Annotated in this window: 19 protein-coding genes; 11 read left to right on the top strand and 8 right to left on the bottom strand. The window is 69.6% G+C overall.

The genetic code is table 11. The features are described 5' to 3' along the window. Positions 1-151: 151 nt before the first annotated feature. On the top strand, positions 152-844 hold the full coding sequence (locus ACWF9G_RS14200; protein ID WP_452515621.1) for an HAD family hydrolase: 693 nt from the start codon (positions 152-154) through the stop codon (positions 842-844). An 18-nt stretch (positions 845-862) separates the two neighbouring features. Here the strand turns inward: ACWF9G_RS14200 and ACWF9G_RS14195 are convergent, their stop codons facing one another. Then, positions 863-1276 carry a hypothetical protein gene (locus ACWF9G_RS14195; RefSeq protein ID WP_379309911.1) on the bottom strand — a complete coding sequence of 138 codons (414 nt, stop codon included), beginning with the start codon at positions 1274-1276 and terminating at the stop codon, positions 863-865. 190 nt (positions 1277-1466) lie between these two features. Between ACWF9G_RS14195 and uvrC the strand changes: the two genes are divergently transcribed. The 7 genes from uvrC to tpiA all read left to right on the top strand — a co-directional run bounded on the left by uvrC (position 1467) and on the right by tpiA (position 9778). Next, positions 1467-3455, top strand: coding sequence for an excinuclease ABC subunit UvrC (uvrC, locus tag ACWF9G_RS14190; RefSeq protein ID WP_379309912.1), 1989 nt, complete (start codon positions 1467-1469; stop codon positions 3453-3455). A 121-nt stretch (positions 3456-3576) separates the two neighbouring features. Further along, positions 3577-4533, top strand: coding sequence for an RNase adapter RapZ (rapZ, locus tag ACWF9G_RS14185; protein WP_379309913.1), 957 nt, complete (start codon positions 3577-3579; stop codon positions 4531-4533). Further along, positions 4530-5576, top strand: coding sequence for a gluconeogenesis factor YvcK family protein (locus ACWF9G_RS14180; protein ID WP_189023569.1), 1047 nt, complete (start codon positions 4530-4532; stop codon positions 5574-5576). Before rapZ ends, ACWF9G_RS14180 begins: the two co-directional genes overlap by 4 nt. Next, entirely contained in the window at positions 5567-6550 is a 984-nt protein-coding gene (gene whiA / locus ACWF9G_RS14175) for a DNA-binding protein WhiA (protein WP_067493655.1), read from the top strand. Before ACWF9G_RS14180 ends, whiA begins: the two co-directional genes overlap by 10 nt. Positions 6551-6749: 199 nt before the next feature. Next, positions 6750-7766: a type I glyceraldehyde-3-phosphate dehydrogenase gene (gene gap, locus ACWF9G_RS14170; RefSeq protein ID WP_379309915.1), complete on the top strand. Its 1017-nt coding sequence runs from the start codon at positions 6750-6752 to the stop codon at positions 7764-7766. A gap of 5 nt (positions 7767-7771) precedes the next feature. Then, positions 7772-8986: a phosphoglycerate kinase gene (locus ACWF9G_RS14165; RefSeq protein WP_452515618.1), complete on the top strand. Its 1215-nt coding sequence runs from the start codon at positions 7772-7774 to the stop codon at positions 8984-8986. A 3-nt stretch (positions 8987-8989) separates the two neighbouring features. After that, on the top strand, positions 8990-9778 hold the full coding sequence (tpiA, locus tag ACWF9G_RS14160) for a triose-phosphate isomerase (protein ID WP_379309917.1): 789 nt from the start codon (positions 8990-8992) through the stop codon (positions 9776-9778). A gap of 64 nt (positions 9779-9842) precedes the next feature. Here tpiA and ACWF9G_RS14155 read toward each other — a convergent pair whose 3' ends face one another. Then, entirely contained in the window at positions 9843-10628 is a 786-nt protein-coding gene (locus ACWF9G_RS14155) for an META domain-containing protein (protein WP_452515617.1), read from the bottom strand. 136 nt (positions 10629-10764) lie between these two features. On the opposite strand from ACWF9G_RS14155, the gene ACWF9G_RS14150 reads away from it, so the two are divergent. After that, positions 10765-12351, top strand: a complete 1587-nt coding sequence (locus ACWF9G_RS14150; protein ID WP_452515635.1) for an MFS transporter — start codon at positions 10765-10767, stop codon at positions 12349-12351. 34 nt (positions 12352-12385) lie between these two features. After that, positions 12386-12619 (top strand): preprotein translocase subunit SecG, encoded by a 234-nt coding sequence (gene secG, locus ACWF9G_RS14145; protein ID WP_189023559.1) that lies wholly within the window; start codon positions 12386-12388, stop codon positions 12617-12619. Here the strand turns inward: secG and ACWF9G_RS14140 are convergent. Beyond that, entirely contained in the window at positions 12606-14837 is a 2232-nt protein-coding gene (locus tag ACWF9G_RS14140; protein ID WP_452515615.1) for a dehydrogenase E1 component subunit alpha/beta, read from the bottom strand. The two genes, secG and ACWF9G_RS14140, sit on opposite strands and share 14 nt — an antisense overlap. A 200-nt stretch (positions 14838-15037) precedes the next feature. Between ACWF9G_RS14140 and ACWF9G_RS14135 the strand changes: the two genes are divergently transcribed. Continuing rightward, the gene (locus ACWF9G_RS14135) at positions 15038-16015 is read left to right on the top strand and encodes an alpha/beta hydrolase fold domain-containing protein (protein WP_452515613.1); all 978 of its coding nucleotides are present in this window, start codon (positions 15038-15040) and stop codon (positions 16013-16015) included. 73 nt (positions 16016-16088) lie between these two features. Here ACWF9G_RS14135 and ACWF9G_RS14130 read toward each other — a convergent pair whose 3' ends face one another. The 5 genes from ACWF9G_RS14130 to tal all read right to left on the bottom strand — a co-directional run bounded on the left by ACWF9G_RS14130 (position 16089) and on the right by tal (position 21362). After that, positions 16089-16838, bottom strand: a complete 750-nt coding sequence (locus tag ACWF9G_RS14130) for a PaaI family thioesterase (protein ID WP_452515611.1) — start codon at positions 16836-16838, stop codon at positions 16089-16091. Positions 16839-16963: 125 nt separating this feature from the next. After that, entirely contained in the window at positions 16964-17749 is a 786-nt protein-coding gene (gene pgl / locus ACWF9G_RS14125; protein ID WP_452515609.1) for a 6-phosphogluconolactonase, read from the bottom strand. Next, complete coding sequence (gene opcA / locus ACWF9G_RS14120) at positions 17742-18650, bottom strand: glucose-6-phosphate dehydrogenase assembly protein OpcA (protein WP_452515607.1); 909 nt, start codon at positions 18648-18650, stop codon at positions 17742-17744. Before opcA ends, pgl begins: the two co-directional genes overlap by 8 nt. Continuing rightward, positions 18647-20221 (bottom strand): glucose-6-phosphate dehydrogenase, encoded by a 1575-nt coding sequence (zwf, locus tag ACWF9G_RS14115; RefSeq protein WP_379309925.1) that lies wholly within the window; start codon positions 20219-20221, stop codon positions 18647-18649. The genes opcA and zwf overlap by 4 nt, the downstream gene beginning before the upstream one ends. Positions 20222-20225: 4 nt before the next feature. Further along, positions 20226-21362, bottom strand: a complete 1137-nt coding sequence (tal, locus tag ACWF9G_RS14110; protein ID WP_452515605.1) for a transaldolase — start codon at positions 21360-21362, stop codon at positions 20226-20228. Position 21363: the final 1 nt, after the last annotated feature.

Below are 21363 nucleotides of genomic sequence, written 5' to 3'. Positions count from 1 at the left end.
CACGGCCCACTCCTGCCGCCTTTTTCCGGCGCAGCGCCCGCGGTCGACGGATTGCCGCGCCGTCGACGCGCCGGTGACGACGGCACGAATCTTCGGTTGCCGGACCATTTTTCCGCCCGGCGCCCCGTGCGGGGCTCGCTACCCTGGCGAGATGGATATCGACGCGGTGCTGTTCGACTTCTCCGGCACGGTCTTCCGTCTGGAAGACGATCGGACCTGGGCCGACGAGCTGATCGACGACGACGGCGCACCGTTCGACGTCGCGGCGAAAGCCGAAGTACTGCGGCGGATGACGGCGCCGGTCGAGCAGTTCATGACCTTCGACGCGGCAGGTCAGCACGCCTGGGACAACCGTGATCTCGACCCGGCCCTGCACCGGCACGCCTATCTCGAAGTGCTGCGTGGCTCCGGGGTCCCCGACACCAAGGCCGCCCGCCTCTACGCGCGACTCATCGACCCGCTGGCGTGGACGCCGTATCCCGATACCGGCACCGTCCTGGAATCCCTGGCCGCCCAGGGCATTCCGATCGGCATCGTCAGCAATATCGCCTTCGACATCCGCCCCGCTTTCGCGGCACGCGGGTGGGCGGACCTGATCGGTGCGATGACCCTGTCCTACGAGGTCGGCGCCATCAAGCCGGACGTGCAGATCTTCCGCGACGCCACCGACCGCCTCGGGGTCGCCCCCGAGCGGGTCCTGATGATCGGCGACAGCACCGAAGCCGACGGCGGCGCGACCACCCTCGGCGCCCGCTTCGCCCTCGTCGCCGCGGTCCCGACCACCCAGCGTCCCCGCGCGCTCATCGACGCGCTCGCCGAGCACGGCATCCGCACGGCCGGGTGATCCGAACGGCCCAGCAGGTCAGCGTTCGCGGGTGAACCAGGCCTTGGCCGACGGCCGCAGGAGCAGCGCGGCCACCGCACCGTTGGCGACGATGCCGACAGCGCCCGGCGGCAGCCCGGTGAGGATCCCGGTGCACGACACCAGACCAGCCAGCGCGGCGACGCCGACCGCGGCCTTCCGGATCAGGTCACCGCCGCGACCGAACAGCAGCACCAGCGGGATGAGCGCGAAAGTCGGCAGGTAACCCGCGATCAGCGCACCGAGCGAACCTCCGGTGCCCAGCGCGACGGTGATGGCGATCAGCACGACGCCGACGGCGGCCGCGACCGCGGCGATGAGCCGCGCACCGCGCACGGTGCCCGGCATGACCCCCGGCGGGGTGGCCTCGTCGAACAGGTCATCGTGGAGTGGGGCAGCGGGCGCGTTGGTCATCGGAGGTCCTTTCCGGCACGGAAGCCGGCCACCCACGCTACACAGGCGAGCCGGCGGGCCTGCCGTTGCGCGGTCGTCCGAGTGCTGATCAGCACGGCCGGTGGAACCCATGGTGCGCGCGCGTCATCTCGGTGGGAGCCGAAGTCCGGAGCGCGACCGGCGTGTCGGATGTGCTCGCTAGGCTGGATGGGTGGCAGATCCCGCGACGTACCGGCCGGCGCCGGGCACTATTCCCGTCGAACCCGGTGTGTACAAATTCCGGGATGTGCACGGGCGGGTCGTCTATGTCGGCAAGGCCAAGAGCCTGCGCAGCCGGTTGAACTCCTACTTCGCCGATGTGTACTCGCTGCATCCGCGGACCAGGCAGATGGTGACCACGGCGGCGAGTGTCGAGTGGACGGTGGTGTCCACCGAGGTGGAGGCGCTGCAGCTCGAATACAACTGGATCAAGGAATTCGACCCGCGGTTCAACGTCCGCTACCGCGACGACAAGACCTATCCGGTGCTGGCGGTGACGCTGAACGAGGAGTACCCGCGCCTGTTCGTCTACCGTGGCGCCCGCAAGAAGGGCGTGCGCTACTTCGGCCCCTACGCCCACGCCTGGGCGATCCGCGAGACACTCGACCTGCTGCTGCGCGTGTTTCCCGCGCGCACCTGCTCCAACGGAGTCTTCAAGCGGCACAGCCAGATCGGGCGTCCCTGCCTGCTCGGCTACATCGACAAATGCTCGGCGCCGTGCGTCGGCCGGGTCACCGCCGACGAGCACCGCCAGATCGTCGACGACTTCTGCGACTTCCTCTCCGGCAGGACCGACAAGATGGTGCGCGCGCTGGAACGGCGCATGCACGAGGCCGCCGACGACCTCGACTTCGAGACCGCCGCCCGCCTGCGTGACGACGTGCAGGCCTTGCGCCGCGCGCTGGAGAAGCAGGCGGTGGTGCTCGGCTCCGGCACCGACGCCGACGTGATCGCCTTCGCCACCGACGAACTCGAAGCCGCCGTCCAGATCTTCCACGTCCGCGACGGCCGCGTGCGCGGCCAGCGCGGCTGGGTGGTCGACAAGTCCGGCGACGCGCTCGACGTCGCCGAATCCGGCACCGAACTCGCGGCGCTGGTCGAACAGTTCCTCACCCAGTTCTACGGCGAACAGGCCGCGATGGCCGAGCAGAACGCCGACCGTGATGTCGTCGTCGTTCCGCGCGAGGTGCTGGTCCCCGAGCTGCCCGGCGACGCCGAGGAGATCCAGGACTGGCTGACCAGGCTGCGCGGTTCGGCGGTCTCGCTGCGCGTGCCGCAGCGCGGCGACAAGAAGGCGCTCGCCGAGACGGTGCAGCGCAACGCGGGTGAAGCCCTGGCCCAGCACAAACTCAAGCGCGCGGGCGACCTGACCTCCAGATCGCAAGCGCTGCAGGACATCCAGGACTTCCTCGACCTGGACAGCGCACCGCTGCGGATCGAGTGCGTCGACATCAGCCACGTCCAGGGCACCGATGTCGTCGCCTCGCTGGTGGTCTTCGAGGACGGCCTTGCCCGCAAATCCGACTACCGCCACTACGCGATCAAGGAGGCCGCGGGCGATGGCCGCTCCGACGACGTCGGCAGCATCGCCGAGGTGACGCGGCGCCGCTTCGCCAGACTGGCCCGCGACCGCCAGCAGGTCGTCGACGTCGAGATCGACGACACCGACGAGCCGACCTCGCGCCCCGGCGTCGACCCGACCACCGGCAAGCCGCGACGCTTCGCCTACCCGCCCAACCTCTACGTCGTCGACGGCGGCGCGCCCCAGGTCGCCGCGGCCGCCGAGGTGCTCGACGAACTCGGCATCACCGATGTCGCGGTGATCGGCCTCGCCAAGCGGCTCGAAGAGGTCTGGGTGCCCGGCGAACCCGACCCGGTGATCATGCCGCGCAACAGCGAAGCGCTCTACCTGCTGCAACGCGTGCGCGACGAGGCACACCGCTTCGCGATCACCTTCCACCGCAGCAAGCGCTCGCGCCGGATGACGGCGTCCGCGCTGGACTCGGTGCGTGGACTCGGCGAGGCGAGGCGAACCGCGCTGGTCACCCACTTCGGCTCGGTCGCCCGTATCAAGGACGCGACTGTCGAAGAGATCACATCGGTGCCGGGTATCGGCGTCTCCACGGCGAAAGCGGTGTTGGAAGCACTGAACAGCCCGTAGCCGGGGACGGGCGCGGATCACAGGACGCAAGATTGCGAGTGCCGTACGTTGTGTGTCTGCGCCCGATACCCGAACCGGTGCGGGATGATCGAAAGGCACCCAGAAACGGATCCGGTAGGACATGACACGCGTCGAATCGAACAACAATGCGGGGGCGGTACCCGGAAAGACCGGGTCGGTCACCGACAAAAAGCAACCAGTAGAAGTGGTCATCGTGACCGGCTTGTCCGGCGCGGGCCGCGGTACAGCCGCGCGCGTATTGGAGGATCTCGGCTGGTACGTCACCGACAACCTGCCGCCCGAACTGATCGGGCGGATGATCGAGCTCGGCGCCGCAGCCGAACCACCGATCCGGCGTCTGGCGCTGGTCATGGACGTGCGCAGCCGGTTCTTCACCGGTGACCTCTCCGGCGTCACCGAGCAACTGCGCTCGGCGGGCATCCGGACACGCGTGCTGTTCCTCGAAGCCTCCGACGACGTCCTGATCCGGCGGTTCGGCTTCGCACGGCGCAGGCACCCGTTGCAGAGCGACAGCCCCGACGGCACCCTGTCGGCGGGCCTGACCGCCGAGCGGGTCCGGCTCGCCGCGGTGAAGGCGGCGGCCGATGTCGTCATCGACACCACCGAGCTGTCGATCCACCAGCTGCACCGCAAGCTGGAGGAGGTCTACGGTGCTGGCGCGCCCGCCGCGCTGCAACTGACCGTGCAGTCGTTCGGATTCAAGTACGGTGTTCCACTCGACGCCGACATGGTGTTGGATGTCCGATTTCTGCCCAATCCGCACTGGATTCCCGAGCTGCGGGAACACACGGGCCAGGAATCGGTGGTCAGCGACTACGTGTTGTCGAGGCCGGGTGCGCAGGACTACCTGCAAACCTGCCACCATCTCGTCGACCTGACCACGACCGGATACCGCCAAGAGGGGAAGCGATACATGACGGTGGCAGTGGGGTGCACCGGCGGCAAGCATCGCAGTGTCGCGATCGCCGAGGCGCTCGGCGAGCGCATCGGCGCCGATACCGGGCACGCGGCGGTGGACGTCGTCCGCGTCGTGCACCGGGATCTGGGGCGCGAATGAGTGGATGGGAAGCCGACCCGGCCGTTGTCGCGCTGGGCGGCGGACACGGGCTCTACGCGACCCTGACGGCGGTACGCAGGCTGACCAGGCGCATCACCGCGGTCGTCACCGTCGCCGACGACGGCGGGTCGTCGGGCAGGCTGCGCGCCGAACTGGGCATGCTGCCGCCGGGTGACCTGCGGATGGCGCTGGCCGCGCTCGCCGAGGACGCCGACGGCGTCTGGGCGACGACGGTGCAGCACCGTTTCGGCGGAACGGGCGCGCTGGCCGGTCACTCGGTCGGCAATCTGATCCTGGCCGGGCTCACCGATGTCCTCGGCGACCCGGTGGCCGCGCTCGACGAGGTGGGCAGGCTGCTGCGGATCACCGGCCGGGTGCTGCCGATGTCGCCGATCCCGCTCGACATCGAGGCCGAAGTCTCGGGCCTGGAAGCGGATCCACGGATCGGGCGGTGCGTGCGCGGTCAGGTTGCGGTGGCGACCACGCCGGGTAAGGTCCGGCGGGTGCGGCTGATTCCGTCCGATCCGCCTGCCAGCCCCGAGGCGACCTCGGCCATCGAACACGCGGATGTCGTTGTGCTCGGCCCTGGTTCGTGGTTCACCAGCGTCATTCCGCATGTCCTCGTGCCGCAACTGCACGAATCGCTGGTGCACACCAGGGCGCGCAAGGTGCTCGTGCTGAACCTGGCCGCCGAGCCGGGGGAGACAGCCGGCTTTTCGGCCGAACGTCATCTGCATGTATTGTCCCAGCACGCACCGGATTTCGCGGTCGACGACGTGCTCGTCGACTCGGCGTCGGTGCCCGAGGGGCGGCAACGGGAACATGTGGCAAGAGCCGCCGAACAGTTGCGCGCACGGGTAACGTTCAGCGATGTCGCCGAGCCGGGAACGGATCGGCATCATCCCGGAAAACTAGCCGCCGCACTGGATCAGCTGATCCGGCAGCCGCGGTCGCAACTGGCAGGGCTTCGAGTCGAGGGACGGCACACGGGATCGGATGTGCGTTCCGGGTCGGTGGGAAAGGAGCGCGTCTCGTGGCGATGACAGCCGAGGTGAAGGACGAGCTGAGCAGGCTCGTTGTATCGCAGGTCAGCTCACGCAAGGCGGAATTGTCGGCCTTGCTGCGGTTCGCCGGTGGTCTGCACATTGTCGGGGGCCGGGTGATCGTCGAGGCCGAGGTGGACATGGGGTCCATCGCGCGGCGGTTGCGCCGGGAGATCTTCGAGCTCTACGGGTACGGCTCCGACGTGCACGTGCTCGGCGCGGGCGGGTTGCGCAAGACGTCCCGCTACGTCGTGCGGGTGTCGAAGGAAGGCGAGGCGCTGGCGCGCCAGACCGGTTTGCTCGACGTGCGCGGGCGTCCCGTCCGCGGGCTGCCCGCCCAGGTGGTCGGCGGCAGTATCGGTGACGCCGAAGCGGCATGGCGCGGTGCGTTTCTCGCGCACGGTTCGCTCACCGAGCCGGGGCGTTCCTCGGCGCTCGAGGTGAGCTGCCCCGGCCCGGAGGCGGCATTGGCGCTGGTCGGCGCCGCCCGGCGGCTCGGCATCACCGCCAAGGCGCGCGAGGTCCGCGGCACCGATCGGGTGGTGGTGCGTGACGGCGAGGCGATCGGCGCGCTGCTCACCAGGATGGGCGCGCAGGACACCAGGCTCACCTGGGAGGAACGCCGGATGCGCCGCGAGGTGCGGGCCACCGCCAACCGGCTCGCCAACTTCGACGACGCCAACCTGCGCCGGTCGGCACGGGCGGCCGTCGCCGCGGCGGCGCGGGTGGAGCGGGCGCTGGAGATCCTCGCCGACGACGTGCCGGATCATCTGGCCGCCGCGGGCAAGCTGCGTGTCCAGCACCGGCAGGCCTCGCTCGAGGAGCTCGGTCAGCTGGCCGAACCGCCGATGACGAAAGACGCTGTCGCCGGACGGATCCGGCGCCTGCTGTCGATGGCGGACCGGCGGGCCAAGGACCTCGGCATCCCCGACACCGAATCGGCGGTGACGGCGGAACTCCTCGACGACGCGTAGTGCGGTCGCCGCTCGCTGTGGCGAATCCGACGTTTAGGGCAGAGCGGTCATGCGTGACCGCTCTGCCCTTTATTCTGGGATTCCTGCAGGCCGGGGGCAGGGACCTCACAAATCACAGGTGGCTGTCGTGAAGTCGACAGACGGCTACTAGTGTGGTGACGGTCGGAATGAATCCGCTTGAAAGCTGAGGAGCGATAACGTGACTGTCCGGGTAGGTATCAACGGCTTCGGTCGTATCGGACGAAACTTCTTCCGTGCGGTGGAGGCGCTGAAGGCTGTCGGCAAGACCGATATCGAGATCGTCGCGGTCAACGACCTCACCGACATCAGCACCCTCGCCACCCTGCTGAAGTACGACTCGATCCTGGGTCGGCTGCCGCAGGACGTCTCCGTCGACGGTGACACCATCGTGGTCGGCGAGCAGCGCATCAAGGCGCTCGCGATCAAGGAGGGCCCCTCGGCGCTGCCGTGGGCCGACCTCGGCGTCGACGTGGTCGTCGAGTCGACCGGCATCTTCACCGCCGCCGAGAAGGCCAAGGGTCACCTGTCCGCCGGCGCCAAGAAGGTCATCATCTCCGCGCCTGCCACCGGCGACGACATCACCATCGTGATGGGCGTCAACGACGACAAGTACGACGGCAGCCAGAACATCATCTCCAACGCTTCGTGCACCACCAACTGCCTCGGCCCGATCGCGAAGGTCCTGCACGACTCGTTCGGCATCGAGCAGGGTCTGATGACCACCATCCACGCCTACACCCAGGACCAGAACCTGCAGGACGCGCCGCACAAGGACCTGCGTCGCGCCCGCGCCGCTGCCCTGAACATCGTGCCGACCGGCACCGGCGCCGCCAAGGCCATCGGCCTGGTGCTGCCCGAGCTGCAGGGCAAGCTGGACGGCTACGCGCTGCGCGTTCCGGTCCCGACGGGCTCGGTCACCGACCTGACCGCGACCCTGACCAAGGCCGCCACCATCGACGAGATCAACGCCGCGATGAAGGCCGCCGCCGAGGGGCCGATGAAGGGCATCCTGAAGTACAACGAGGACCCGATCGTGTCGAGCGACATCGTCACCGACCCGCACTCCTCGATCTACGACGCGCCGCTGACCAAGGTCATCGGCAACGAGGTCAAGGTCGTGTCCTGGTACGACAACGAGTGGGGCTACTCCAACCGCCTGGCCAACCTGGTCGATCTCGTCGGCAAGTCGCTCTGAACCCGATGACAGTCCAGACACTGCAAGATCTGCTGGCCGAGGGTGTCGAGGGCCGGGGCGTGCTCGTGCGCTCCGACCTCAACGTCCCGCTCGACGACAACGGTCAGATCACCGACCCCGGCCGCATCATCGCCTCGGTGCCGACCATCCAGGCGCTGGTCGAGGCCGGTGCCAAGGTGGTCGTGATGGCCCACCTCGGTCGCCCCAAGGGCGAGCCCGACGCCAAGTTCTCGCTGGCCCCGGTGGCGGCGAAACTGGCCGAGCTGCTCGGCCGCAACGTCCAGCTCGCCGGTGACGTGGTCGGCTACGACGCGCTCTCGCGCTCGGAAGGCCTCACCGACGGCGACGTGCTGCTGCTCGAGAACGTGCGTTTCGACGCGCGCGAGACCAGCAAGGACGACGCGGAGCGCGCCAAGCTGGCCGCCGCCTACGTCGAGCTGGTCGGCGACGACGGTGCGTTCGTCTCCGACGGTTTCGGTGTGGTGCACCGCAAGCAGGCGTCGGTCTACGACGTCGCCCAGGTGCTCCCGCACTACGCGGGCACGCTGGTGGCTGCCGAGGTCGAGGTGCTGCGCAAGCTCACCGAAGACCCGGCCCGCCCGTACGCGGTGGTGCTCGGCGGCTCCAAGGTCTCCGACAAGCTCGCGGTCATCGAGGCGCTGGCCCCCAAGGTCGACACCCTGGTCATCGGCGGCGGCATGTGCTTCACCTTCCTTGCCGCACAGGGCCTTTCGGTGGGCACCTCGCTGCTGCAGGCCGAGATGATCGACACCTGCAAGTCGCTGCTCGAGCGCTTCGGCGACGTGCTGCACCTGCCGGTCGACATCGTGGCGGCCGACAAGTTCGCGCCCGACGCGGACTCGAAGACCGTCGCGTCGACCGAGATCCCCGAGGGCTGGATGGGCCTGGACATCGGCCCCGAGTCGGTGTCGCGGTTCGCCGCGCTGCTGACCGAGGCGAAGACGGTGTTCTGGAACGGCCCGATGGGCGTGTTCGAGTTCGAGCAGTTCGCCGCGGGCACCCGTGGCGTCGCCGAGGCCATCGTGACCGCCACCGGCAAGGGTGCGTTCACGGTCGTCGGCGGCGGTGACTCGGCGGCTGCCGTGCGAACCCTCGGCCTGCCCGACGACGGCTTCTCGCACATCTCCACCGGTGGCGGCGCGTCCCTGGAATACCTGGAAGGCAAAGAGTTGCCCGGTATTTCGGTGCTGGAGGGCTGAGCGATGGCAGCACGTAAGCCGCTCATCGCGGGCAACTGGAAGATGAACCTCAACCACCTCGAGGCCATCGCGCTGGTGCAGAAGGTGGCCTTCGCGCTGCCGGAGAAGTACTTCGCGAAGGTCGACGTGTCGGTGATCCCGCCGTTCACCGATCTGCGTAGCGTGCAGTCGGTGGTCGAGGGCGACAAGCTCCTGCTCACCTACGGTGCGCAGGACGTGTCGGTGCACGACGCGGGCGCCTACACCGGCGAGATCAGCGGGTCGATGCTGGCCAAGCTGGGCTGCACCTTCGTGGTGGTCGGGCACTCGGAGCGTCGTCAGTACCACAACGAGGACGACGCGACCGTGCTTGCCAAGACCAAGCAGGCGCTGAAGAACGAGATAACCCCGATCGTCTGCATCGGCGAGGGTCTCGGCGTCCGCGAGGCGGGCACACACGTCGAGTACAACCTCGAGCAGCTGCGCGGTTCGCTGAAAGGCCTGACGGCCGAGCAGATCTCGCAGATCGTCATCGCCTACGAGCCGGTCTGGGCGATCGGCACCGGCAAGGTCGCCTCGGCGGCCGACGCGCAGGAAGTGTGCGGCGCGATCCGGGCCGAGCTGGCCGAGCTGGCCTCCCCGGAGGTCGCCGCGGGTGTCCGCGTGCTCTACGGCGGGTCGGTCAACGCCAAGAACGTCGGCGAGCTGGTCGGCCAGACCGACATCGACGGCGCCCTGGTCGGCGGTGCCTCGCTCAAGGCGGACGAGTTCGCGACCCTGTCGGCGATCGCCGCGGGTGGACCCCTGCCCTGATCGGGTAGCTCTGTAGCGAAGGGCCGGGAACCGGAAACGGTTTCCGGCCCTTCGTCGTTCGTCGCTACTGCGCGTGCAGGATCAGGCCGGTGCCGTTGCCGTTGCGCAGGGTGAGGCTGTCGCCGTCGATGGTGGCCGTCGTGCGGCCGTCGAGGGCGCGCAGCACGGTGTTCTCGATCTCCATGACATCCGGTGCGCACATCATCTTGGTGGTGGCGACGGCGAAGTTCACCGCGTCGCCGGGGCCGACGCCCGCGGTGCCGGTCATCCGGTTGCAGCCCGCCATCCCGTTGACGGTGCCGCCGGCGCCGATCGTCAGGTTGGGGCTCACCTCGTCGAGGGTGGTGGAGCGGACCTGGCCCTGCTCGGTGATCAGGGTGGTGACGACCCAGGTGGTGCCGGTCAGCGGCTTGTCCGGGGTGACGATCTTCTTGTCGGTGAGGTGGATGGTGGCGGTCGTGCCGGTGAGGGTCAGCTTGTCGCCGTCCAGACGCCAGGTGGGATCGGACTCCAGGAAGGAGTTCTGCCAGGCGTCGGACATGCCGACCTCGTCGGTGCATGCCATCAGGGTGCTCGCCAGCGGCGACGTACTCAGGACATGGTTGCTCAGGTCGACGGTGCCGCTGCTGGTGTTGCAGCCGGAGTTCGCCGAGATGCGTCCGTCGGCGAACGTGAGCGTCATCGGACCGCCGCCGGGGATCGGGTCGCCCTCGACCTCGGTGGAGATGTAGGTGTGTCCCATCGGGGTCGCGGTGTCGTCCGGCGCCTTCGGCGAATCGGAGGAGCAGGCCGTGGCCGCGGCGGTGGCGAGCACACAGAGCGCGGCGAGACGGATCAGGGTTGCCGACATGTAGCCCATCGTACGTGGCGGAGGGGTGAATTCGGCTCGAGCTGCGGCGAATCCGTCTCGCGACCGCACCGGACCTGCCGCCGTTGCGCACACGGTCGCGCACGGTCGCCGGGGATATGCTCGGCGGGTGAACAGTGTGGCGGCGGAACCGGTGTCGACGTGGGCGCCGTTGCGATCGCCGGTGTTCCGGGCACTGTGGATCGCGCAGCTGGTGTCGAATCTGGGCACGTGGATGCAGACGGTCGGTGCGCAGTGGATCCTGGTCGACCAGCCGAACGCGGCGGCGCTGGTGTCCTTCGTGCAGACCGCGCTCGCGTTGCCGGTGATGTTGCTGTCCATCCCGTCCGGGGTGCTCGCCGACCTGGTCGACCGGCGCAGGCTGCTGATCGGCGCGCAATCGGGAATGGCGCTGGCCTCGCTCACCCTCACCGTGTTCACCGCCACCGGGCACACCACGCCCGCGGTGCTGCTGACTCTGCTGTTCCTGCTCGGCTGCGGGCAGGCGCTCACCGCACCCGCGTGGCAGGCGATCCAACCGGAACTGGTGCCGCGCGACCAGATCACCTCCGCGGCGGCGCTGGGCAGCATGAGCGTCAATATCGGCCGCGCCGTCGGGCCGGCGGTGGCCGGCGTGATCGTGTCGATCGCCGGGCCGACGGTGGTGTTCGGGTTCAACACGCTCTCGTTCGTCGGCATCGTCGCGGTGCTGCTGGTGTCGCGGTGGCCGATCCGGGTGCGCACCCTGCCCAGCGAGCGCCCGCTCGCGGCACTGCAGGCAGGCACCCGGTTCATCCGCGCCGCGCCCGCGATCCGGCGGGTGCTGTTCCGCGCGATCCTGTTCATCGCGCCCGCCAGTGCGGTGTGGTCGCTGCTGCCGGTCATCGCGCACGACCGGCTCGGGCTGGCCTCCGACGGCTACGGTCTGCTGCTCGGCGCGCTCGGCCTCGGCGCGGTGTGCGGCGCGCTCGGCCTGTCCCGGCTGCGGGTGCTGTTCACCCCGACCCAGCGGCTGGCGCTGGCCGCGGTGCTGTTCGGGCTCGGCGCGGTGGCGACGGCGCTGGTGCCGAGCGTCCCGATCGTGCTGGTGCTGCTGGTCGGGTCAGGCCTGGCGTGGCTGCTCGCCATGGCGACGCTGAACTCGACCATGCAGTTGCTGCTGCCCGCCTGGGTGCGGGCACGTGGTCTGTCGGTGTACATGCTGGTGTTCATGGGCGGGCAGGCCATCGGCTCGCTGCTGTGGGGTCTGGTCGCCGGTGCGTACAGCGCTGTGGCGGCGCTGCTGATCGCGGCGGGTTTGCTGGCCTGCTGCGCGGTGAGCACGCTGTGGTGGCCGATCCGGCACAACGTCGAGGACATCGACCTGTCACCGGCCGCGTTCTGGCCTGAACCGCAGCTCGTCGTCGAACCCGACCCCGAGGACGGGCCGGTCCTGGTGATGCGCGGCTACGACGTGCCGGCCGAGGATGTCGCCGGATTCACCGCGGCGATGGCCATGGTCGGCCGGTCCAGACAGCGCACCGGCGCGATGGAATGGCGGCTCTACCGCGACGTCGGCATCGTCGACCGATTTGTCGAGGCCTTCGTCGTACGCTCCTGGGCCGAGCACATGCACCAGCATCAGGTCCGGCTCACCGCCCGCGACCAGGAGATCGAACAGACCGTCGCGCAGTGGTCGGCCGGCGCCGAAACCGTCGCCCACCTGGTCGCGGTCGAGCCTGGTTAGACCAGCCGGGCGTGGACCCCATAGGATGGGCGCCATGTCGCTGTTCCTCGATATCCTCCTTGTGATCACCAGCGTCCTGTTGGTGCTGCTGGTGCTGCTGCACCGCGCCAAGGGTGGCGGCTTGTCCAGCCTGTTCGGTGGCGGCGTGCAGTCGAGCCTGTCTGGCTCCACCGTCGTCGAGAAGAACCTCGACCGCATCACCATCTTCGTCGGCATCGTCTGGCTGATCGCGATCCTCGGCATCGGCCTGGAGATCAAGTTCGCCTGAGTCGCTGTGCCGCCGCTTCGATAGCCGACTCGCTCAGCAGGACGGTGTCGGCGGCGGGGCCGAGGGGGACGAAGCTGTCCTCGCTCGTGACGCGGGCGAGGGTCCCGGGGAAACCCGCGTCGACGAGCGCCGCGTAGACCGACTCGGACACGCCGCCGCTGCGCCGGGTTTCGTCGGCGACGAGCACGTGGCCGGTGGCCTCGGCGTGACGGAGCAGGTCGGCGACCGGGAGCGGGTTCAGCCAGCGTAGGTCGAGCACCCTGGCGTGGATGCCCTGGGCGGCGAGGCGGTCCGCGGTGCGCAGGCACATCGGCACCCCGTTGCCGAAGGTGACGAGGGTGAGATCGGTGCCGTCGCCGTAGACCCGGGCACTGCCGATCGGGACATGCTCGAAAGTCGGTGCGGCGAGCCAGGATTCGTCGCCGGGGTGCAGATCCCTGGTGTGGTACAGCGCGATCGGCTCCACGAACAGGCAGACGCGCCCGTCGACCCGGGCGGCGGAGACGCAGGTGCGTAGCATCGCCGCCGCGTCGTCGGCGCGAGCGGGCACCGCCACGACTACACCGGGGATATCGCGCAGGGCGGCCAGGGAATCGTCGTTGTGGAAGTGGCCGCCGAAGCCTTTCTGGTACGCGAGCCCGGCGATGCGCACCACCATCGGATTGCGGTACCGGCCGTTGGAGAAGAACGACAGGGTCGCCGCTTCACCACGGATCTGGTCGGCGGCATTGTGGACGTAGGCCAGGTACTGGATCTCCGGGATCGGCACGAATCCGGCCAGCCCGGTTCCCAGGGCGGTCCCGAGGACGGCTTGCTCGTCGAGCAGCGTGTCGAACACTCGCCGCGCCCCGAATCGCTTCCGCAGGCCCTTGGTGACGCCGTAGACGCCGCCCTTGCGAGCCACGTCCTCACCGAAGACCAGCACGTCATCGTCGCGGGCGAGCAGTTCGCCGAGCGTGTGGTTGATCGACTGGGCGAGTGTCATCGGCGGCAGTGCGGGGACGGCCGAATCGCCAGGCGACCCGGTGTCCTCCGGGCCGCTGGGGCCGAGCCCGAGGACATCGGCTGCGCGGTTGCCGACGCTCCGGGCGACGTCGCTGCGGATCGCGTCGGGAGTGGACGGGGCGAGGGGAGCCGTTACCGCCGCCGCGGAGTCGAGCCGGGCCTCGCCGAGCACCTCGTCGGCCGTGTCGCGGACGCGAGCGCCGATGCGCTCGTAGCGGTCGAGCAGGTCGGTGGCGTCGGCGAAGCCCGCATCGAGCAGAAAGCGGGCGGTCCCGAGCAAGGGATCACGAGCCAGGTCGGCGGCGAGCTCGGCAGGCCCGCGGTAGGCCGCCTCGACATCGGACCCCGCGTGCCCGCCGAGGCGAACGGTGCGCAGATGCACGAAGACCGGCACCCGCCACGTCCGGGCGAGGTCCACCGCGTCCTCGGCGACGCCGAGGGCATCCGGGAGATCGCAGCCGTCGGCAGCGAGGTAGGTGAGCCCGGGCCGCGGGCCGTAGGACCGTTCGATCCAGTCCGGTGGCGTCGGCACACTGATGCCGATCCCGTTGTCCTCGCAGACGAACACGAGCGGCATCGGCACACCCTGATGCGCGGCGTGCACCGCCGCGTTGATCGCCCCCGCCGCAGTGGAGTGATTGGCCGAAGCGTCACCGAAGCTGCACACCACGACCGCATCGGCGGGCCATGGACACGGAATGCCCTGCCGTGCGGCCCGATCCAGTGCGAATGCCAGCCCCACCGCGCGCGGCAGCTGGGACGCGATCGTCGAGGTCTGCGGGATGATCGAGGCCTGTTTGCTCCCGAACACCTTGTGCCTGCCACCGGAGATCGGATCGGCGGCCGCCGCGACAACCCCGAGCAGCACGTCCCGGATGGGGTCGGCCCCCGGAATCTGCCTGCACCGCTGGACAAAGAACGCGCCCGATCGATAGTGCAGCAGCGCCGGATCGTCGACCCGCAGCGCGGCCGCCACCGCCGCATTGCCCTCGTGTCCCGAGGACCCGATGCTGTAGAACCCCTGCCGGGCGGCGCCGAGCCGCCGAGCCGCCAGATCGAGATGCCTGCTGGTGACTTGGGACTCGAACAGCTCCAGCCCCCGCGCGGCATCGATCGCGCCGACGGCATCGCACCGGTCGGCCGCGGTGAGACCGGCCAGCGCGGTCCGAAACGCCGCGTCCAGGTCGAGCGAGCTCCTCGCCACTTCGCCCATCGCACCCACTCCTCGCCCGCAGTCGAGTCGACGTCCGATCCCGTCGGCATGCCAGGAATCCGATGCTAGGCGCTCGCGCCCTGTGACCCGCGCCGGATCGCACATTTCCGAAAGCGCACAGCCGGTCGCGCCTGCCACGGTAGTGCTACCCCCGCTCAGCGGCCGGTGAACAGCACGACGAGACGTCTGGAGGATCCATCATGCGAGGCACAGTTCCCCTGCGAATGCGCATACTCGCCGCACTGAAGCCCGAACCCGACTGGGATGCGATCACCCCGGCCGAGGTCATCGAGCTCCGCGCCGCGCAGGCGCGCACCCTGAGGTCCGCGCTCGGCGCCTTCGTCCTCGGCAAACCCGACCCCGGCGCGCGGATCACGACGCACTCCCTCGAACTCCCCGGCCGCACCCTCGATGTGCGGATCTACCAGCCGACGAGTGGCGGCACCGAGCTGCCGTTGATCGTCGCCTTCCACGGTGGCGGCCTCATCGGTGGTGTTCCGGCCCAGGACGATTGGCTGCTCAGCCATCTGGCCGCGCATACCCCGGCGGTGGTTGCCTCCGTGGATTACCGCCTGGCGCCGGAACATCCGGTACCCGAACCCGTCCAGGACGCCTACGACGCGGTGCCTCGCCTCGTCGAGCAGGCCACGCGATGGGACGCCGATCCAGGCCGACTCGCCCTGCTCGGCGCCAGCGCGGGCGCCACGCTCGCGGCCCTCACCGCGATCAGGGCCGTGGAGCTCGGTCTGCCGGTGCGCAGCCAAGTCCTGATCAATCCGCAGCTCGACTGGACCGACGCCGTGTTCCGGTATCCCTCGTTCACCGAGAACGCCGATGCGCCGACCGCGTCGCCCGCCAATTGCCGTGCGGTACAACGGATCGTGCTACCCCCGTCGTTCGATGCCAGGACGATCTCGCCGCTGTACGCCGACGATCTCACCGGCGTCGCCCCCGCCCTCATCGTGTCGGCCGGTCTCGACACCCTCGAGGACCAGTCGCCCGCCTACGCCGACCGGCTGCGCGCAGCAGGCATCGAGGTGACACTGACTCGCTATGCCGAAGCGACCCACGCCTTCCTGAGCATGCCCCGGCTCGTCCCTGCGGCCCAACCGGCCCGCGAGGAAATCCTCGCCCACCTGCGCAGCCGCCTGCTGGAGCGCACGAGTACGCCACGCTGACCCGGGCGTGCCCGACGTCAATTCCGCGGTGGCGATCACTTCGGCGCGGATGTGGCAAGTCCCCGGCGCGGCGCTATCGCTCGGAAGCCGAGGCCGGGGTCTGCTCGCGCGGCGCAACCCACAGGGCCTCGGCGAGGGCGCACAGCTCACCGCCGCGCGTCGAAAGGGACACGCCCACCGTGTATTTGCGGCCTTCGCTGCGGATCGCCCAGGCATGCGAGATGTATTCCGTGCCCGCCAGGACCGGCTGGAACCGGGTGGCGGTGAGGGCCGCGGTAACCGCCCCGTGGGCCATTCCCTGGAACACCCAGGCGGCGATACCGCCGGGGCAGTCGAGGGCAGCCCAGACGATCTCCGGCGGCAGTTCCCCGTTGTCGTCCGCGAGGCCCTGATCCGGAGTCCACGCGGCGGCGATGACCGGACGGTCCGGTACCGGCCAGGGGAACAGGCGCAGGCCGTGGCCGGGCGAGCACTCGACACCGCAGCCGAAGCAGTCGGTGACCGGGCGTTTCGGGCTCGCGAGCGCGGCTTCGGCAGCGCGCTTCGCCGCCGACCAGGAGGGACCGGGCGGCGCGGTGATGCCGAGCGTGGCGGGAGCAGCCTGCGCCAGCAGCGTGCCGTCCGCGTCGGTCAGGGTCGCGTGCCCGGGTTCGGCGGCGGGCAGGGCGATCGGGGTGTCGATCGGGACAGCGCGGCGGAAATCGACGCGCACCGTGTCGGCCCCGGATCGGCGGGCCAGCATTCCGGCCACATATCCGCCGAACGCCACCTGCGGATAGCCGTGCACATGGCCGGGAATCGTCACCGTCTCGGTCTGGATCATGCTGGTGGTCACCCTTTCGGCCGGTAGAACACCCTCGACGATATCGATGGGCCGGGGAGGCCGCTGCGATGGGCCCGGCATGCGAAAGGGCCGGACCCGCCTGGGCCCGGCCCTTCGCCGGACGACTATTCCTCGTCGAGCAGCAGGTCGGCGGCGGCCGCCTCGTCGACGACCCAGGTGGTCGACTCGATGCCGACGGCGCCCGCCGACGGAACGTCGTCGGGTGACGCGCCGTTGACCGCGGCGGCCACGGCGGCCGCCTTGGCGGTGCCGCTGACAACGAGCATCACGTGGCGGGAGCGGTGGATCGCCGGGAGGGTCAGGCTGACCCGGGTCGGCGGCGGCTTCGGGCAATCATGCACGGCGACAACGTAATCGTGCTGTTCCCGGATGGCGGGGGAGTGCGGGAACAGGGAGTCGATGTGGCCTTCGGGGCCCATGCCGAGAACGGTCAGATCGATGTCGCCGCGCTCGTCGAGCTCGGTGTGGATCGCCTGGGCATAGGCGGCGGCCGCCGCCTCCGGCGAGCCGTAGGTGCCGTCCGAGGCCGCGATCGGGAAGACGTGGGCCGGGTCGAGCGGGACGAAGTCGAGCAGCGCCTTCCTGGCCTGGAGTTCGTTGCGATCCGGGTCGTCCGCGGGGACGAAACGCTCGTCGCCCCAGTAGACGTAGAGCTTGGACCAGTCGATGGCGCCCGGGTTCTGCCGGACCCGCTCGAGCAGCCGGATGCCGTCGCTGCCGCCGGTCAGCGACACCGAGGCGGTGCCGCGTTCGGCCTGGGCAGCGACGATCACGTCCACGAATCGTTCGGCGGCGGCATCGGCCAGACCGTCGGCGTCGTCGTGGACCTCGACGGTATCGGCCGGGAATTCGGCACCGAGCTCGTCGTGCACGTCGATGTGGTCACTCATAGGTCACCTTCTCGATTCCGGCGAGCGCCTCGGCGTAGATCTCGTCGGCATCGAGCCGGCGCAGTTCCTCGGCGAGGCAGTCGCGAGTTTCCCGGCGCGCCAGCGCGATGCGCTGGTCGGGTTCACCGGTGCGGGTCAGCGTTGCTGTTCTTCCTAGTTGCGGGCGGCTGATGGCGATCGAATCCGCGCCGCGGTGCAGCTCCACCCGCAGCTCACCCGTCCTGCGGACGACGGGACAGCTCAGACGCGAAGCGAGCCAGCCCGCGAGGGTGTCCAGCGCGGGCTCGCCGGCCAGGCCGGACACGGTCACCGAGGTGACCGGCTCGAACGGCGGCTCGTCCAGCGCGGCGGCCAGCAGCGCACGCCAGTAGGTGATGCGGCTCCACGCCAGATCGGTGTCGCCCACCGCGTAGGAGTAGCGGCGCTTCTTGATGGCGGCCTGCGGATCGGGCGCGAAGGTGGCGTCGGTGATCCGGCGCTTGGCCAGCTTGCCCACCGAGTCCAGCGACGGGAACTCCGGCGCGCCACGCGGCCACCACGCCACCACGGGGGTGTCGGGCAGCAGGAACGGCGTGACGACGCTGCTCTCGTGGTTCACCAGCGGACCCTGCAACCGCAGCACGATCACCTCGGCCGCACCGGCGTCGCCGCCGACCCGGATCTGGGCGTCGAGGCGGGTATCGGCGTCGCGGTCGCCGCGGGCCAGCACGATCACCCGGCACGGGTGTTCGCGGCTGGCGTCGTTGGCGGCGTCGATCGCGTCCTCGGCCTCGGAGGAATCCAGGGTGCAGACCACCAGGGTGAGCACCCGGCCCTGGGTGATGACGCCGTTGGTCTCGCGCAACTGCACCATCCGCTTGCCGACCTCGACGGTGGTGGTGTCGGGCATGTCGACGATCACGGGCGCCGCCATTCCCGCCCGCTGCGCGCGAGCATCTCATCGGCCGAGGCCGGGCCCCAGGTGCCCGCCTCGTAGGGTTCGGGCTTGCCCTCGGCCGCCCAGTGCTCGAGCACGGGATCGAGGATGCGCCAGGACAATTCGACCTCCGCGTTGACCGGGAACAGCGAGGGCACGCCGAGCAGCACGTCCAGGATGAGCCGCTCGTAGGCCTCGGGGGAGGACTCGGTGAACGCCTCGCCGTAGCTGAAGTCCATGTTCACATCGCGCACTTCCATGCCGGAGCCCGGCACCTTGGAGCCGAAGCGCAGGGTGATGCCCTCGTCCGGCTGCACCCGGATGACCAGCGCGTTCTGCCCGAGTTCCTCGGTCATGGTCTGGTCGAACGGCAGGTGCGGCGCGCGCTTGAAGATCACCGCGATCTCGGTCACCCTGCGGCCGAGGCGTTTTCCGGTGCGCAGGTAGAACGGGACACCGGCCCAGCGGCGGTTCTCCACGTGCAGGGTGATCGCGGCGTAGGTCTCGGTCCGCGACTGCGGGTCGAAGCCGTCCTCCTCGTGCAGGCCGACCACCTGCTCGCTGCCCTGCCAGCCCTCGGTGTACTGGCCACGCGCGGTCGTCTCGTCCAGCGGCGCGACGAGTTTGGTCGCCGAGAGCGCCTTGATCTTCTCGGTGGTGAGCTGCTCCGGCTCGAAGGAGGTGGGCTCCTCCATCGCGGTCAGCGCCAGCAGTTGCAGCAGATGGTTCTGGATGACGTCACGCGCGGCGCCGATCCCGTCGTAATACCCCGCACGCCCGCCGAGGCCGATGTCCTCGGCCATGGTGATCTGCACGCTGTCGACGTAGTTGGCGTTCCAGAGCGGCTCGAACAACTCGTTGGCGAAGCGCAGCGCCAGGATGTTCTGCACCGTCTCCTTGCCGAGGTAGTGATCGATGCGGAACACCTGCTCCTCCGGGAAGACCCGGTTGACCAGGGCGTTGAGTTCCTTGGCGCTGGCCAGGTCGTGCCCGAAGGGCTTCTCGATCACCACCCGCCGCCACGGCAGGTAGCCGTCGGCGCCGGTGCCGACCGGCTGGGCCAGCTTGTGCTCGGAGAGCTGGTCGAGCACCACCGGGAACATGTTCGGCGGAATCGACAGGTAGAAGGCGTAATTGCCGCCGGTGCCGCGGGTCGCGTCCAGGGTCCGCAGGGTGTCGGCGAGCGTCGCGAAGGCCGCGTCGTCGTCGAAACTGCCCTGGACGAAGCGCAGCCCCTCCGCCAGGTGATCCCAGACCTCCTGGCGGAAGGGTGTGCGTGCGTGTTGTTTCACCGCGTCCAGGACGACGGCGGCGAAGTCTTCGTCGGCGTAGTTACGCCGGGCGAACCCGACCAGGGCGAAACCAGGGGGCAACAGCCCCTGGTTCGCCAGGTCGTAGATGGCCGGCATCAGCTTCTTGCGGGACAGATCTCCGGTGACACCGAAGATCACCATGCAGCAGGGCCCCGCGATGAAGGGAACCCGTTTGTCTCGTTCGTCGCGCAGCGGGTTGCGCCACAGCCCCGCCGCCCGATCCGTCGATGCTGTGCCGGCCATCGGGTCAGTTGCCCCCCGCCGCCGCGGTGCGCAGTTCGCCGGTGGTGGCTTCGAGCAGTTCGTTCCACGCCGACTCGAACTTGTCGACGCCCTCGCGCTCGAGCAGCGCGAACACATCGTCGAGGTCGACGCCGACCGCCGCCAGGTCGGCGAAGACCTGCGCGGCCTCGGTGGCCCGGCCGCTGAGCGTGTCGCCGATGACCTCGCCGTGATCGGCGAAGGCCTGCAACGTCTTCTCCGGCAGGGTGTTCACCGTGTTCGGGCCGACCAGCTCGGTGACGTACAGGGTGTCGGAGTAGTCCGGGTTCTTCACCCCGGTCGACGCCCACAGCGGACGCTGGCGGTTGCCGCCCTGCGCGGCCAGGTGGTTGTAGGTGGAGGTGTGTGCCCCACCGTCGAACACGTCCTGGTACTCGGCGTAGGCCAGCCGGGCGTTGGCGACACCGGCCTTGCCGCGCAGCGCGAGCGCCTCCGGCGTACCGATCGCGTCCAGGCGCTTGTCGATCTCGGTGTCGACGCGGGAGACGAAGAACGAAGCGACGGAATGGATCTTGGCCAGATCGTGGCCGCCGATCTTCGCGTTGCGCAGACCGTCGAGGTAGGCGCCCATCACCGCGCGGTAGCGCGGCACCGAGAAGATCAGCGTCACGTTGACGCTGATGCCCTCGCCGATCACCGCGGTGATGGCGGGCAGGCCCGCCTCGGTGGCCGGGATCTTGATGAACAGGTTCTTGCGGTCGACGATCTTCCACAGCTCGATCGCCTGGGCGACGGTCTTGTCGGCGTCGAAGGCGAAGCGCGGGTCGACCTCGATCGACACGCGGCCGTCCACGCCATTCGTTGCCTCGAACACCGGGGCGAGCACGTCGCAGGCGGCGCGCACGTCGTCGGTGGTCATGGTGCGGATCGCGGCGTCGGCGTCGGCGCCCTGGGCGGCAAGCTCTTTCAGCTGACCGTCGTAGTCGTGACCCTTGCTCAGGGCGGCCTGGAAGATGCTCGGGTTCGTGGTGACACCGACGACGCTGCGGGTCGCGACCAGGTCGGCGAGATTGCCGGACTGGATCCGATCACGGGACAGATCGTCGAGCCACACCGAGACCCCCGCGGCCGAGAGCGCGGCGAGATTCTCGTTCTGTGCCATT

Source organism: Nocardia sp. NPDC055029, assembly GCF_053608525.1.
This window is presented reverse-complemented; position numbering and strand designations above follow the sequence as displayed.